This window comes from Sulfurimonas limnophila, assembly GCF_059705345.1.
This window is the reverse complement of the sequence record NZ_AP046127.1, coordinates 1,646,831-1,661,301: the sequence shown is the minus strand read 5'-3', so window position 1 is coordinate 1,661,301 and position 14,471 is coordinate 1,646,831. Positions and strand designations below refer to the sequence as shown.

Annotated in this window: 16 protein-coding genes; 1 reads left to right on the top strand and 15 read right to left on the bottom strand. The window is 34.4% G+C overall.

The genetic code is table 11. From position 1 onward, the window contains the following. Positions 1–11 precede the first annotated feature (11 nt). The 12 genes from AC6H33_RS08370 to AC6H33_RS08315 form a co-directional block, all read right to left on the bottom strand. Positions 12–440: a hypothetical protein gene (locus AC6H33_RS08370; RefSeq protein WP_497604430.1), complete on the bottom strand. Its 429-nt coding sequence runs from the start codon at positions 438–440 to the stop codon at positions 12–14. Further along, complete coding sequence (locus tag AC6H33_RS08365) at positions 441–740, bottom strand: hypothetical protein (protein ID WP_497604429.1); 300 nt, start codon at positions 738–740, stop codon at positions 441–443. Between the two features lie 3 nt (positions 741–743). Further along, positions 744–1,133 (bottom strand): chaperone NapD, encoded by a 390-nt coding sequence (locus AC6H33_RS08360; RefSeq protein WP_497604428.1) that lies wholly within the window; start codon positions 1,131–1,133, stop codon positions 744–746. Positions 1,134–1,163: 30 nt separating this feature from the next. After that, positions 1,164–1,607, bottom strand: coding sequence for a PAS domain-containing protein (locus tag AC6H33_RS08355; protein ID WP_497604427.1), 444 nt, complete (start codon positions 1,605–1,607; stop codon positions 1,164–1,166). A gap of 21 nt (positions 1,608–1,628) precedes the next feature. Further along, positions 1,629–2,579, bottom strand: a complete 951-nt coding sequence (locus tag AC6H33_RS08350) for a WD40 repeat domain-containing protein (RefSeq protein WP_497604426.1) — start codon at positions 2,577–2,579, stop codon at positions 1,629–1,631. Beyond that, the gene (locus AC6H33_RS08345) at positions 2,579–3,061 is read right to left on the bottom strand and encodes a ferredoxin-type protein NapF (RefSeq protein WP_497604425.1); all 483 of its coding nucleotides are present in this window, start codon (positions 3,059–3,061) and stop codon (positions 2,579–2,581) included. Before AC6H33_RS08345 ends, AC6H33_RS08350 begins: the two co-directional genes overlap by 1 nt. Beyond that, positions 3,061–3,771 (bottom strand): nitrate reductase cytochrome c-type subunit, encoded by a 711-nt coding sequence (locus tag AC6H33_RS08340; RefSeq protein WP_497604424.1) that lies wholly within the window; start codon positions 3,769–3,771, stop codon positions 3,061–3,063. The genes AC6H33_RS08345 and AC6H33_RS08340 overlap by 1 nt, the downstream gene beginning before the upstream one ends. Position 3,772: 1 nt before the next feature. Then, positions 3,773–4,600, bottom strand: a complete 828-nt coding sequence (gene napH / locus AC6H33_RS08335; RefSeq protein WP_497604423.1) for a quinol dehydrogenase ferredoxin subunit NapH — start codon at positions 4,598–4,600, stop codon at positions 3,773–3,775. Beyond that, entirely contained in the window at positions 4,600–5,388 is a 789-nt protein-coding gene (gene napG, locus AC6H33_RS08330; protein WP_497604422.1) for a ferredoxin-type protein NapG, read from the bottom strand. Before napG ends, napH begins: the two co-directional genes overlap by 1 nt. A gap of 49 nt (positions 5,389–5,437) precedes the next feature. Continuing rightward, positions 5,438–8,260, bottom strand: coding sequence for a nitrate reductase catalytic subunit NapA (napA, locus tag AC6H33_RS08325; RefSeq protein ID WP_497604421.1), 2,823 nt, complete (start codon positions 8,258–8,260; stop codon positions 5,438–5,440). 232 nt (positions 8,261–8,492) lie between these two features. Beyond that, positions 8,493–9,500 (bottom strand): type IV pili methyl-accepting chemotaxis transducer N-terminal domain-containing protein, encoded by a 1,008-nt coding sequence (locus AC6H33_RS08320; protein ID WP_497604420.1) that lies wholly within the window; start codon positions 9,498–9,500, stop codon positions 8,493–8,495. Continuing rightward, positions 9,500–10,165: a Crp/Fnr family transcriptional regulator gene (locus AC6H33_RS08315; RefSeq protein ID WP_497604419.1), complete on the bottom strand. Its 666-nt coding sequence runs from the start codon at positions 10,163–10,165 to the stop codon at positions 9,500–9,502. The genes AC6H33_RS08320 and AC6H33_RS08315 overlap by 1 nt, the downstream gene beginning before the upstream one ends. Positions 10,166–10,289: 124 nt before the next feature. Here AC6H33_RS08315 and AC6H33_RS08310 point away from each other — a divergent pair, with 124 nt between their 5' ends. Continuing rightward, the gene (locus AC6H33_RS08310) at positions 10,290–11,546 is read left to right on the top strand and encodes a diguanylate cyclase domain-containing protein (protein WP_497604418.1); all 1,257 of its coding nucleotides are present in this window, start codon (positions 10,290–10,292) and stop codon (positions 11,544–11,546) included. A 1-nt stretch (position 11,547) separates the two neighbouring features. Here AC6H33_RS08310 and AC6H33_RS08305 read toward each other — a convergent pair whose 3' ends face one another. From AC6H33_RS08305 to AC6H33_RS08295, 3 genes are read right to left on the bottom strand one after another with little or no spacing between them, the layout of a single operon-like run. Then, the gene (locus tag AC6H33_RS08305; RefSeq protein ID WP_497604417.1) at positions 11,548–11,892 is read right to left on the bottom strand and encodes an SUI1 family translation initiation factor; all 345 of its coding nucleotides are present in this window, start codon (positions 11,890–11,892) and stop codon (positions 11,548–11,550) included. Next, positions 11,889–12,755 (bottom strand): DUF5718 family protein, encoded by an 867-nt coding sequence (locus AC6H33_RS08300; protein WP_497604416.1) that lies wholly within the window; start codon positions 12,753–12,755, stop codon positions 11,889–11,891. The genes AC6H33_RS08305 and AC6H33_RS08300 overlap by 4 nt, the downstream gene beginning before the upstream one ends. 50 nt (positions 12,756–12,805) lie before the next feature. After that, on the bottom strand, positions 12,806–14,410 hold the full coding sequence (locus tag AC6H33_RS08295; RefSeq protein WP_497604415.1) for an ABC-F family ATP-binding cassette domain-containing protein: 1,605 nt from the start codon (positions 14,408–14,410) through the stop codon (positions 12,806–12,808). Positions 14,411–14,471: the final 61 nt, after the last annotated feature.

Sequence of the window (14,471 nt, the reverse complement as noted above, 5' to 3'; positions counted from 1 at the left end):
AAACCTTTGTGTTAGTTGTAGCTATAACTCCACCCAGTCAAGCTATTTTCTTTTGTCTCACTAAAGTTATCAGAATCAGCTAAAAAATCCATGACAAACATAGTTGTATGTGGGATTGCTGTTATGTCCTCACGCTTTATGAGCAGAAGTGGCATGTGAGTTTCATGAACACCGCTTGAAAAGCCAACAGGCATAAGCTGACTCATTATCTCTTGAGGGTTTGTGATACTGTTTTCAATTAAAAACTTTCCAAAAATAGCCTCTTGAATCTCTTGTGGAAATTTTTCTGCTGTGTTTAGAAAAATTGTAAAATGTATTGGACTCTCACTAAAGCACTCAGGAGCAGGTGCTGCCATGATGATGTACTCAACGTTGCTTAAATATTTATCTATTGCATCAACATCAAGATACTCTAGTGATTTGATAGCTTTTGCTTCCAATTAGTTAGCCTTGTTATCTTTAATGAGACTCTCACCTATCTCATCTTCAATCTCTCTTTGAAGCTGTGACATCTCAAATCTTATGCTGTCCATAACGTAGGGAGGAACATTTTCGTCTTTGCTCCATTTTACTTCTATATTTCCGCCATACTCAGCTCCAAGTTCTTCTATCTTCTTAGAGTACTCTTGTAAGTCAGCACAGATTTCAGTAGTACCTTCAACAGCATCTTTTAGCTCTATATACCAATCTTCTCTGCTTCCTTGTGCCATTTTTATTGTTGATTCAAATATCGCAGACAAAACTTACCTCTTTGTCTCATCGAATTTTTTAGTAAATGTAGATAAATCATCTTTTTTCTTTAAGTCACCGTTATATACGATGTTTGCAATATCTAGATTGTCATCATTTAACATTTTAGGTACGGCATTGCCACCTTCGATGACTTCCATATGCGCATCTAACTCATCTTCACTATATGCCATCTGCATATCTGCTGTTACCACATGAGGAATTGCTTCTATTATTTTAAGTTTTTCAAGTTCTTCTGAAACACCTTCACCTTCAATAGTGATAATAATTCTGCCTAAACCATCGTGCATATGATAGTCACATGCTTCACAATCCTTTAGACTTTGAACAACTTCATCTATATACTTTGGAGCGGTTTTTACTACTATGCTTGATATATTCATCTTTTTTCCTTTTAAATTAAACTATAAATTTTATTCGTAAATTACTTTTCTGAGCTTTTCGCCATTTTCTTTGCGCATCTTATCATATAGTTTTTGATGTTGGAGTTTTTCACTATAACTTATAGGCGTTCTTAGTGATTTGTACTCAACAAGTTCTCCATCTCTGTATACCCCAGAAATTATAGCCTTTACCCAGTAAAAACCTCTATCTTTTCGGAGATTTTTTACAACACCACTCCACTGCTTCTCATTTTTCAGTGTTTGCCATAAATCTTTATAAACACTACGAGGCATATCAGGATGTCTTACAGTACTATGAGGTTTTCCAACAAGTTCTTCAAGACTATAACCGCTAATTTCACAAAAAAGCTCATTTGCATACGTTATATTGCCCTTTAAATCAGTTCTTGAGATGATAACTTCATCACTAGGAACTTCAGTCTCTATCAAAAACTCACTCTCATTAAATTCCATAACAACTCTCCTTTTTAAAATTTATTTTATACTGTATTGATTGATAGCTTTGTCATCACTTGCAACTAAAAAGTCATTTTCATTGATAAATAGTATCTTCGTTAGAGTCATTTTATTGCCTCCATATTTACCAATGTTTGCTTTTGTGATAGTGTTTTGAAGTGTCACATTGTTGTTCTCATCAGAAGCAAAACCAACTATCTTTCCGCTTGGAGAGAGTCCTACACTATAAATCAAAAATTGCGTTTCTGTATAATAAGCAGAATCAAATTTTGGAACATATATAACCATTCTTCTATCTTGTCCAGCGGTTGCAATAACGCCTTTTTTATAGTCAACTTGAAAAACATTATCCAGATTTTGATCAGCTAAAAGTTTTATAAATTTTCCATCTTTAGTGGAGTGTATTTTTAAGTTTCCACTCTCATCTGCAACTACAACTTCACTTTTTTCTTCATTTAAAACAAAGTCTGAAAACTTAGCGCCTGAAACTTGTATAGACCAGTTTTGTGAGTTTTTTGCTATATTATAAGATACTAATTCATTGCTTAGTAGACCAAGAAGTATGGTGTTTGCATCTAAAAATCTAGCTTTTGCAACTGTGAGCTCTTTTGAGTAATCAAAAAGAGCCTTAGTGGTTCCATTTTGATTGATATGAATTCTTCTAAAGCCTTTTTTGTCTTGTGATAGTATAAGTATCTTATCTTCTATAACGTCAACTGAATATATTTTTGAGTCTATGGTGTCGCCCATAAAATCTAAAATCTTTTTGACCTCTATTTTGTTAATCAGTTTTTTTGTCTCAAAATCAAATATATCAACACTGCTTGCATCTGTTGCACAATATAGTTTGCCATCTTTATATAGCATATCCACAACAGAGCCACTCGCAGTGAAACTACCAGTTGGCTCTTTTATAGCGGCTGAGAAAAGAGAAGATAGAAAAAGTGTAAGAATTAAAAAGAGTTTCATTAGAGTACCTTTATATCAATTGCGTCAGTTGGACATCTACTAATACAAAATCCACATGACGTACATTTGTTGTTTATCTCTGGCATAAACATAGCTTTAAAATCAATCGCATTGTCTAAGCAAGGGTCTTTGCATGAGAAACACATTGTGTGGTTCCAGCTTAGACATTTATCTTTGTTTATAGTGATAATTGCGCCAAGTTGTTGTTTGTCTTCTACTTTTAAAACTCCAAACTCACAAGCCTCAGCACACTTATCGCAGTATGTACAACCATTAAGAGAAAATAGTATATATGGCGTTTTATCATCTGCTATTTTGATTATATCTTCTTCACAAACAGTGGCGCATACTCCAGCACATTTGTTACACTCATTATGAAAAAGAGATTCATCACCAAAGTAAGGTGGACGTAAAGGTTTCTCTTGCTTTTTTTCACCTCTTAGTGAAGAAGCAAGAGAGCCAAATAGCTCTCTTCTTTGCATTAGTGAGCTGAGCCGCCTAAGCTACCAGCTTTAGAATTTTTATTTGCTAAGTCACCTTCTGTTACAAAGCTTGGACCGCCAATAACAGTGTTTAATGATTTAGTATATTTACTCTCATCCCAGCTCGATTTGCTTGCACCATCTTTTGATGTGTAAACAGCTTCAAAAGTGTTCTCAACAAGTAAGTTTCCTTGAGATTGTGGAGCATGACATTGAGTACAGTTAAATCTAGCATTTTGTAACTCGCTTTTTTTAACAATTTGTGTCTCATTTTTATAAGGGTCCACAGGAATAACTACTTCGTTATTTACGAGTTTAGCTCTAGGTCTAAAGTCTGTAAAGTGTGAAACAGGAATTGGTGTAGCACCCATTGCTCCAGCGATTTCTGGCATGTGACAAGTTACACATCTATTGTCTTCCGATTTGATTGGAAGCATTCCAACTGTATCATGTGGAATCATAGGCGGAGCATCTTGAAATGCTCTTTGTATCTTAGTACTTGTAGTTGCTTGAGCTGATCTATACTCAGTTTTAGAAGCAACAGTAGCATCTTCGCTATATATATCAGTTTTTCTTAAGCCTAAAGACTCTTCAGTTACAGTCTTGTCCACAACTTTTTGTGGAGTAGATTTAGCACTTTCTGACACACAACCAACCATTAGTAGTGCAGCAGTAACTAAACCAATCGTTATTTTACCTATTGCTTTCATTTTACTCTCCCGATTTATTATTTTTTACTAGTTTTCTGATTGAAAAATTAAGAGCATCATCATCACAAACCTCAATACATCTAGCACAGTTTGTACATTCTCCAGATAGAACAGGAATACTCTCTTTTCCTATCATATACAGAACTTGTTGCTCAGGGCAAACAACTTTGCATTTCATACAAAGTGTACAGTTTTCTTGAGTGTGATCTACTCTAATTAAACTAAATTTACCAACAAGTGAATAAAATCCACCAAGCGGACATATATGCCCACACCAACCATTTTTTAAAACTAAAAGGTCAAAAAGAAAAATAATGAGCACTGCTGCCCATCCAAAACCAATACCAAATATTATACCTCTGTGAAGCATAGATATCGGTGATATAAACTCAAATGCTGTTACACCCATAGCAAACGATATAATCAAGCTCAGAGCCAAAACCCAGTAGCGCATATTGCGAGTTGCTGGTTGTTTTTTTGCAAAGTTATCAACACCAATTTTTCTTCTTAAAAGTGCTGCTGCGTCAGTTACTAAGTTAATTGGGCAAACCCAACTACAAAAAGCACGACCGCCTACTATAAGATAGAATATAGTGATAATAAGAGCCCCTATAACTAAATCAGTAGCTAGAACAGCACCAGCAGCAATCATCTGCAAAACTGCATATGGATCGCTTAATGGAACCGTTTTAAGTAAAGATGATGAGCTTAGATTTCCCATTAAAAGAGTCCATCCCCAAGCATTTGCACCAAAATATAAAAAAAGTAAACCAATCTGCGTTGTTCTTCTAAAAAATAGATAACGATATTTATTCCAAAGAGTACTCATTAGTATAAACCTCCCGCATCATTTAAAGAATCAACTGCTTTATCTTTGCTTATCTCTGTTTGTGTTTTTATCTCAGTAGCATCTTCAAGGCGCTTCTCATCGTTCTTATCCCAGCCTTTGATGTAATAGTTTCCAGCTTTACCCATTGCAACCTCTTTTGGAAGTACAAAAATAGAAGCTTTCTCAGTTACACAAGCTTTTTCACAAAGTCCACAGCCCGTACATGCATCAGCATGAACAACAGGCGTTAGATATGCATGTTTTCCAGTTCTTTCATTTTTATTGTATTCAACACTTATCGCTTGACCTAAAATAGGACATGCTCTATAACATGCATCACACTGAATTCCCCAAAAGGCTATACACGTCTCTCTGTCGATTACCGCAAGTCCCATCTCTGCTATGTTTATATCAAGCTTACCATTAGTTGTAACACTAGCTTCATTGAGCGCACCAGTAGGACATACTGGCACACAAGGAATATCTGGGCACATATAACAAGGAATATCTCTAGGGATAAAATATGGAGTCCCTAAAGGTTTATGATCACCTGGTTTTGCAAGCAATAGAGTATCGTAAGGACAGGCTTCAACACAAAGCCCACACTTGATACATGTTTTTAGAAAATCTTCTTCTTTTATGGCACCTGGCGGGCGAAGCATGAGTTGTGATGCTGTTACTTCATCAACATACGCACTCCATACAAATCCACCTAGAGCAGCTATTCCAGCTCCTCTAGCCATTCTAAGAATAAATTTTCTTCTATCACTATGCATTTTGTTATTCATCTTTTTTGGCGACTTTTGTTAAAAAATCGCCTCTCCTTTAATTTCTTTATTATGCTTTATAGATTTTTACAGCACATTTTTTATAGTCTGTTTGACCTGACATTGGACATGTCGCATCAAGACAAACTTTGTTGATAAATACTTTTTCATCAAACCATGGAACAAAGACTAATCCTCTTGGAGGTCTGTTTCTGCCGCGAGTTTCTACTCTAGCTTTTACTTTACCACGGCGAGATTCAACCCAGCAAAGAGCGCCTTGTTTAAGCTCTTTAGCTTCAGCATCTTTTGGATGCATATAACATAATGCTTCTGGAACAGCACGATATAGTTCAGGTACACGCATAGTCATAGTTCCTGAATGCCAGTGCTCTAGAACACGACCTGTACATAACCAAGTGTCGTAGTTTGTATCTGGCATTTCTGGTGGATCCATGTATGGACGAGCAAAGATTTTAGCTTTGTTAGCTAGTGATTTTTGTTCAGTATTTTTATCCATACCCTTTAAATCTCCGCTTTTTAGAGCTTTTGCAATAGTTCCGTAGAACGCATGTGAGTTACCACTCTCTTTTGTAGCTTTTGCAGCGTAAGGATCGTACTTAGCGTTAAATCTCCACTGAGTCTCTTTACCATCAACAACTGGCCATTTAAGACCACGAACTTTATGGTACATATCAAATGGCGCAAGGTCATGACCATGTCCACGTGTAAATGCAGCATACTCTTCAAAAAGATATTTTTGAATAAAGAAGCCATAACCTTCAAATACTTTTCCATCACTGCCAACAACTTTTCTGCTGTCTCCGTAACCTTCTGAATTGTCATAACCTTTTTGAATTGGATCATTTTGATCAAGTTTGTAAGATTTTGCAATATCATTAGCAAAAAGAATTTCAAACATAGTTGTATTTTCGTTATATCCCATAGCTTTAGCTTTTTCTATAACGCTTGGAAGAGCTTCTTTTCTAGGACCAGAAGGTGCCCACTCGCCCCATAACTCTTTTACTGTAAATCTTTTTGAAAGCTCAACCCATTGCCATGTATCACTCATAGCATCTCCAACTGGAAGAACTTGTTGTCTCCAGTGTTGTGTACGGCGCTCAGCATTTCCATAAGCTCCCCACTTCTCATAAATCATAGCAGAAGGCAGAATAAGGTCTGAAACTTTTGCCGAGATACCAGGGTACCCATCAGAAGTAACGATAAAGTTATCCATCTCACGAGCTGCTTTAATCCAGTGGCTAGCACTTGCAGTATCTTGGTAAGGGTTACAAACGTTTACCCATGCAAATTTGATAAGTCCATCTTCAATGTCACGATGAATTTTCATAATATGTTGTACACCAACTGGATTGATTGTTCCCTCTGGAACCATCCATTTGTTTTCAGCAATTTTTCTGTGTGCAGGATTTGCAACCATCATGTCAGCTGGAAGTCTGTGTGTAAATGTACCAACTTCACGAGCAGTTCCACAAGCAGAAGGCTGACCTGTTAAAGAGAATGCTCCAGAACCTGGAACAGCTTGTTTGTTTAGCATAAAGTGAACGTTATATGACAGTGTGTTTACCCAAGTACCACGTGTATGTTGATTCATACCCATTGTCCAGAAAGATACAACTTTTCTATTTTTTTCAATATAAAGATTTGCTAATGCTTGAAGTTTTTCTCTAAATACTTCAATATTTTCATCAGGATCACCTTTTACAATTGCTGCTGTATAATCAAGAGTGTATGGCTCAAGTGATTTTTTGTAATCTTCAAATGAGATTTCCCAGTGACCTAAAGTTCCACCAGTATGAGTCATAGTATCGCCTGCTTTATAACCAAATGGCTCTAATGCTGGACCCTCTTTATTAGAAACAGTAGTTTTCATCTCTTTAGAGATAGTTTCCATCTCAAGTGGAGTATATTTACCCTCTTTGATAGATTTTTCATCACTTTTTCTCATACCATAACCAATGTTTACAGGTCCAGCTGTGAAAATAGTGTGTTTTTTTACGAAATCCCAGTCAATAATTCCCTCAGCTGCATCTCTATAAACGATTTCTCTAGCAATATAGTTCCAAAGAGCAAGGTCAGTATTTGGAGAGAAGATAATCTCAATATCTGCAATATCTGAAGTTCTGTGTGTATAAGTTTGGATAGATATAACTTTTACACGATCTGGATCAGATAATTTTCTATCAGTTACACGAGACCAAAGAATCGGGTGCATCTCTGCCATATTTGAACCCCAAGATACGATAGTATCCGTTAATTCAATATCATCATAACAGCCAGAAGGCTCATCAACACCAAATGTTTGATAAAAACCAACAACAGCAGATGCCATACAGTGACGAGCATTTGGATCAAATGCGTTTGAACGGAATCCACCTTTCATCATCTTTTGAGCTGCATAACCTTCCATAACTGTATATTGTCCTGAAGCAAAAACACCAACAGATTCAGGGCCAGCATGTTTAAGTGCTTTTTTGATGTGAACTTCCATCTCATCAAAAGCTCTACTCCAAGATACTGGAGCAAATTTACCTTGTTTATCAAAGTTTCCATTTGCATCAACTCTAAGTAGTGGTTGAGTTAATCTATCTGCACCATACATAATCTTAGCATTAAAGTAACCTTTAATACAGTTAAGACCACGATTTACTGGAGCCGCAGGGTCCCCTTTTACCGCAACAATTTTACCGTTTTTTGTTGCCATCATAATACCACAACCTGTACCACAGAAACGACAAGCTGCCTTGTCCCATCTCCAGTCGCCCTCAGCTGTAGCCGCTGCTGCCTCTAGCTCTGCTGGTACACTCATACCAATCGCTGCTGCTGCAGATGCTGCCGCTGAACTTTTAAGAAATTCTCTTCTTGAAAGTGACATATTTTCTCCTCTTAAATGATTTTAGAAACACGAATATTGTAAGTTAATAAACCTTACTTTTTTGTTAAGGTGCCCATTAACATAGATAAATAGTATCACTTTAGAGTAATAAAATCTTTGACTTGAGTCATAAGAGTAGTTTTTTTTATTAAGATTTGTTTAATATTTACTTAAGTGTAAATATAAGTAACACTTAAAATGAAAATAAGAGATAGAAATGATTTTTTTAAGATTACTTTAATTCTTGGCAGCTTTTTATTAGTTTGTCTAGCTCTAGTTTAAGATTAGAGAGTTTTTTTGTTGAGCTTATAAGAACCTCTGTGGATTCTATAACCATATCCTCGCTATTGTTTAGGTGTGTTGAGGCAGATGAATTGCCTTTTATCTCTTCTAAAATAGTGTCAAATTCGTCTGTTAGTTCTTCTAGTTTTGATGAAGCTTTTTGAGATTGTAGAAGTGCTTCGTTAGAGTATTCTACTGCTGAGTTTATCTTATTTATAAAGCAATTTATTGTATCACTTACCTCTTTGATTTCACACTCACTCTCTGCTTCTAGTTCTATAGGAGAGATATTTGAAATATCTTCATTTCCAATAAGCATTTTTGAGTATTGCATAAATGAATCAACATGTGATTCTATTGATTTTAGTTGCATTAGAGAGTATAAAAATAGCAAAAATAGGATAAAGCCAGAAGTGTATTGAAAGTTTTTAATAAAATTAGTTTTTTCTTCACTATGGTTAGTATACAACGTAACTAATTTATCAACATTTTTGAGAAGTACTGTATTCTCTTTGTAAATAGATACGATAATATCTTCTATTTTTATATCATCTTTAATCTCTGCATTTGTTAAGAGTTTAAAATTTTGCACATCATCATAAAATTTATCCCAGAGTTTATCAACTTCTGAGATTTGAACAGAAATCTCAAATGTATGAAAAGGAGATATTTGTTTATCAAAATTTCCAAATTTTAGAGTCTTTAATCCATCTATAAATTCATCACAAGCTCCATCCAACTCCTTAAAGTCACTTGATGATTTGTAATGAATGTAGAAAACATTTTTGGCAATTTTTTGAGTGAGCATTCTCTGTTTTCCAGCAATATTTATAACAAGTGCATCTTTTATATTTTGATGATTTAGATATATAGTTGTTCCTATGACAGACGCTATAAGAAATATAAGTAGAGCGCCAATAAACTTGATTTTTGTGCTGATTTTATTTGATTTTATCATTAGAAACTGCCTTTATATGCATTCTTTAGCATATCACTATTTAGGATTATTATATTTGAACTCTCTGTATCTATGATAGAGTTTCTTTTTAATTTGTTTAAAACTCTAGATAGTGTCTCTGGCTGAATATGAAGCATAAAGGAGATTTCATGTCTTTTGAGTGAGTTAAACATCTCCAAGTCATTATGAAGAGTAAATGCTACTTTGGCAGTCGCATCAAAAACTAGTTCTCTATTTACTACGCAGTGGAGCTGATGTGTTTTTGAGAGAATCTCATTTATGAACTCATTATTAAGTATATTTTTTGATAAAAACTCTTTTTTAAATTCTAAAAAATCTATCTCCAATACAACACTTTCTTCTACAAATTCAGCATTTGAGAAGCAGTGAATCATATCACTTCTGATTGTTGTAAGTTCTGAGATTAAAGAGTTTTTGTAGATATAGTAAAGAAAAATTTCGTTTCCAAACTTATCAATTTTATATACTTTAATAAGCCCAGAAACCAGAAAAAATATTTTATTGTTGATGTCATTTTCGTAGTAAAGAATAGAGTTTTTTGCATAAGCAGTTATTTTTGAAATAGAGTCAATAATTTTTAATTTTTCTTCATCAAGAGAGCTGAAAAATGATAGTTTTTTAATAAGATTTAATTTTTCATTCATACTTGTTTTTACTTTAATTTCATAGATTTTGAATTTTAGCATAAAAGAGTTTTATTTTACAAAGGAGTTCCTCTGTGATTGGCATAGAGTTTGCTATATTTAGAGATATAGTATAGGGAGATAGATGAATTTTATTGATACATTAAAATTAAGAAGCAAACTTTTTTCTATATTTATAATCCTTTCTATGTCTCTTGTACTGATTGGCATTATGGGTGCAATAAATATAAACTCTATGAAGAAAAATCTTGACTCGCTCTATTTTGGCTCGTTTGTGCCAGTAAATGAATTAAATACAATTTTACAAACATATCACGATAACCTAGTAGGAACAATATATAAAGCAAAAGATATGAAAATCCCACAAGACGAGGTTAAATCAGAAATAAAACTCTCAATAAGCATTATAGAAAGAGAGTGGAAAAACTATGAAACTCATTTTAAAAGAGATGGTGAGTTCGCTTATGTTGAGTATACGTCAAGCGAGATAAAAAATACAAATGATTTTTTCTTAAGTATATACGAGGCTTTAGAAAATGGGCAAGATATACAAAAGTTATCATTTGAGCAGCTAGAAAAAAAAGTAACATATATACATCAAGTGATAAAAAAACTTATCAATTATGAAGTAGAAGTGGCAAAGTATGAGCGAAAAAACTTTTTAATTGTTTATGAATCTTCTTTGTTCAAGATAGGAATATTTTTACTTATTATTATATTTGGCGTTATGGTAATTTCTTATTATGTTCTCAAAAGTATTCAAAGCGATCAGAGTGCTCTTGAAGTAGCAACAAAAAAGCTAAAAATTGCCAATAGAAGACTTGAGAGTGCTTCATACACAGACTCATTAACTTCACTACACAATAGACGGTATTTCAATTTAGTTTATGACAGAGAGATAAAAAGAGCAAAAAGAAATCATTCGTATATAACTTTTATGATGCTTGATATTGATTATTTTAAACAGTATAACGACACATATGGGCATGTAAAAGGGGATGTTGCCCTAAAGAGTGTATCGGCTGTTTTCAAAGAAGTTTTAAAACGCCCAGGCGATTTTGTGTTTAGGTTGGGTGGTGAAGAGTTTGGAGTTTTACTTACAGACACATCAGAGATAAATAGCACATCCATTGCGGCTAATATATGTAGTGCAGTAAAAGAACTTCAAATAGAGCATGAAGGCTCTAAAATAGATAAGTTTTTAACTATCTCCATAGGAATAGCATGCTGTATAGCCGATAATGCTTTAGAGGAAGAACTGCTTATAAGTAAGGCTGATGAGATGCTATACAGTGCGAAAGAGAGCGGAAGAGATAGATACGCGCTTACAACATATATAAGTGTTGCAACTGCGCACCATCTCGAAGAAGAGAGTGCATAGTCTAATGACCGCTTTTAAATCTAAAGTTCTCCTCGAGCAGTAGAGGCTTTAATTTATCTTTTAGTTCACCTTGAAATTCCATCCAGCCATCTTTGATAGTACCACCACATCCAATTTTTTTCTTTAAATCTTTTAATATTTTTTCTTGCATATCAACGCTTAAATAAAACTCCCCAATAATGGTAACTGTTTTTCCTCTTCTTTTCTCTTTTTTAAAGATTAAAAAGTGCTTTGATGGTTCTATGATGTCTTGTACTATTTCAGATCTTCTGGCATCTTCTACTTTTGCCCATCCATCTTCTATCTCAGCACCTATAAAAAGATCTAGCTTTTTTCCTCTGCTCAATTTGTAACTCTTTGCTTTAAGAGACTTATATATTGGCTGTCGTAACTGTTGTTTTTTATACTCTCAATAATATCTTTTAAAGATAGATTGGTGTTATTGTAAAGGATTACAAAAAGTTCATCACCATCTTTTAAGAAAGTATTCTCACCATAATGCGTGTATCTGGTCGCCCCTATGCTGATTATAGCTTTGCTTGGATTTCCACACTCTAAAATATACTCACTCAAAGGTTCAAGCGGTCCAAAATCTTCTTGAGTATTTAATTGATTTATTATCCAATCGCTCAGTTTTTTGTAAAAGTAGCTATAACCAAGCAACTCTACATCCTCTCCATAAGCATGAATATCATCATCTCTTTTTAAAAAAGAGCATATAGAGTAGCTATCCATTATCCCGCCACTCTCAAAGCTATCTATTTTGATTAAATTTTCACTTATACCTTTGGAAGAAACTCCCCAGTTTTTTTTATCACTTATCTTAGAAGCCCCTGCAACTCTAATAGAGCAATCATTGTAAGCACTAAAATGTGTTGGAGTGATTTTTGAGACTCTGTTATTGCTATCATATGTTAAGTCACAAATAAGTGCTACTTCAGGCTCAGCTTGAATGTTTACGTTTTGAGTTGGCAGTTTTATTGTTGTACTTGAGAGAGGGTAGGTGGTTAAAATCTCTTTAGCCCTAAAGGATGACCCAAGGGCCTCATTTTTTACGGTAGATGGAAGGTAAAAAGGAAATATCCCCTTAGGGGCTGCTTCATCGGCTGTGATAATATCTTTAAAATCTTCAAGCTCTCCAGCTTGAGCTAAGTGAAGAGCAAAGTTTCCAGCGATTCCCAGCCCTAAAAAATCTTTATATTTTTGCATTTAAATCTCCTTTTTTGGGTGGTGGTTTAAGCTAGAAAAAGCCTAAATTATTAGATTAGGCCTTTCTCTTTTGCCTCTGCAAACTCTTCATAACTTCCTTTGAAGTCAACATAAGTTCCATCAACTCTAAGTTCAATAATACGATTTGCAAAAGAGTCAAGAAGCTCACGGTCATGTGACACACAGATAACATTTCCCTTAAAGTTGTAAAGAGCCTCACCAAGAGCAACGATAGCCTCTAAGTCTAGGTGGTTTGATGGCTCATCGAGTACTAAAAAGTTTCCACCCTCTAGCATCATTTTACTAAGCATCATTCTATGTTTTTCACCACCAGAGATACTTATAACAGATTTTTCTTGTTGTTCACCATTAAAGAGCATACGACCTAAACAGTTTCTAATCTCAGCAATATCACGTTTAGAATCAAAACCTCTAAGCCAATCATATAAAGTACCATCACCTTTAATGATGTCAGCTGTATCTTGAGGAAAATAACTATTTTCAATAGTTGCTCCCCAGTGTATTTTTCCGCTTGTAGGTTTTATCTCTTCCATAATTATTTTAAGTAAAGTTGTTTTACCAACACCATTTGGACCAATTAGTGCAACTTTTTCATCTGGCTCAAATTTGAAAGTTATATTTTTTAAAATTTCATTCTCGCCATAAGAGTGGTTGATATCTGTAATCTGTAAAGCTTCATCTCCCATCACTCTTTTTGCTTTAAAGACGATACTTGGGTCTCTTCTTGAAGATGGTTTTATATCATCAATTACAAGTTTATCAAGTTTTTTCTGTCTTGAAGTTGCTTGTTTTGCTTTTGAAGCATTAGCAGAGAAACGGCGAACGAAAGCCTCAAGTTCCTCTTTTTCTTTCTCTTTTTTTGCATTTCCAAGTTCTTGTTGTTTTGCTATAACATTTGCAGCAATATACCAATCATCATAAGTTCCAGTAAATTCACGAATTTTTTGGTAATCAACATCAAGTATATTTGTAACAACTGAATTTAAGAAGTGTCTATCGTGTGAGATTACAACCATAGTTCCCTCGTGACGTTGGAGTTCATCTTCTAACCAACTAATAGTTTGGATATCAAGATTGTTCGTAGGTTCATCAAGGAAGAGCACGTCAGGTCTAGGATAGAGAACTTGAGCTAAAAGAACTTTAAATTTATCTGCGCTATCAAGCGTACTCATTAGGTCATTGTGTTGAGATGCTGGAATCCCAACATTTTCTAAAATTTTTGCAATATTTACATCATATTCATAAGTTGGATCTTCTTCAACACAGATAACTTCTAGCTCCGCCAATCTATCATTTACGGCATCATCTTCAAAGTCGCCAGTCGCATAGATTATCTCTTTTTCTTTGATTGCATCATATAGTTTTTTATTTCCATATAGAACTGCATCAGCAATTGTAAACTCTTCATAAGCATATTGATTTTGTCCTAAAACGCCAACTTTATTTGCTTTTGGGATTATTATATCACCCTCATACTCTTTAATTTGACCGCAAAGTATCTTTAAAAAAGTTGTTTTTCCTGCACCATTTGCACCAATAAGACCATATCTTTTATGACGGTCTAATTTAAGATTTATATCTTGAAATAAAACTCTATTTCCATAACGCATTACTAAATTTTGTACTGTTACCATGATTTTCTCTTATTTAGGCAGAGATTTTACCCTGCTCACTGTTTTTCGCGATTATAGCTAA

Coding starts and splice junctions, on each gene's coding strand:
- AC6H33_RS08315 (WP_497604419.1), bottom strand. CDS start 10,165: ATGAATGAAAAATTAAATCTTATTAAAAAACTATCATTTTTCAGCTCT.
- AC6H33_RS08345 (WP_497604425.1), bottom strand. CDS start 3,061: ATGCAAAGAAGAGAGCTATTTGGCTCTCTTGCTTCTTCACTAAGAGGT.
- AC6H33_RS08320 (WP_497604420.1), bottom strand. CDS start 9,500: ATGATAAAATCAAATAAAATCAGCACAAAAATCAAGTTTATTGGCGCT.
- AC6H33_RS08350 (WP_497604426.1), bottom strand. CDS start 2,579: ATGAAACTCTTTTTAATTCTTACACTTTTTCTATCTTCTCTTTTCTCA.
- napH (WP_497604423.1), bottom strand. CDS start 4,600: ATGAGTACTCTTTGGAATAAATATCGTTATCTATTTTTTAGAAGAACA.
- napG (WP_497604422.1), bottom strand. CDS start 5,388: ATGAATAACAAAATGCATAGTGATAGAAGAAAATTTATTCTTAGAATG.
- AC6H33_RS08300 (WP_497604416.1), bottom strand. CDS start 12,755: ATGCAAAAATATAAAGATTTTTTAGGGCTGGGAATCGCTGGAAACTTT.
- AC6H33_RS08340 (WP_497604424.1), bottom strand. CDS start 3,771: ATGAAAGCAATAGGTAAAATAACGATTGGTTTAGTTACTGCTGCACTA.
- AC6H33_RS08295 (WP_497604415.1), bottom strand. CDS start 14,410: ATGGTAACAGTACAAAATTTAGTAATGCGTTATGGAAATAGAGTTTTA.
- napA (WP_497604421.1), bottom strand. CDS start 8,260: ATGTCACTTTCAAGAAGAGAATTTCTTAAAAGTTCAGCGGCAGCATCT.
- AC6H33_RS08355 (WP_497604427.1), bottom strand. CDS start 1,607: ATGGAATTTAATGAGAGTGAGTTTTTGATAGAGACTGAAGTTCCTAGT.
- AC6H33_RS08360 (WP_497604428.1), bottom strand. CDS start 1,133: ATGAATATATCAAGCATAGTAGTAAAAACCGCTCCAAAGTATATAGAT.
- AC6H33_RS08310 (WP_497604418.1), top strand. CDS start 10,290: ATGAATTTTATTGATACATTAAAATTAAGAAGCAAACTTTTTTCTATA.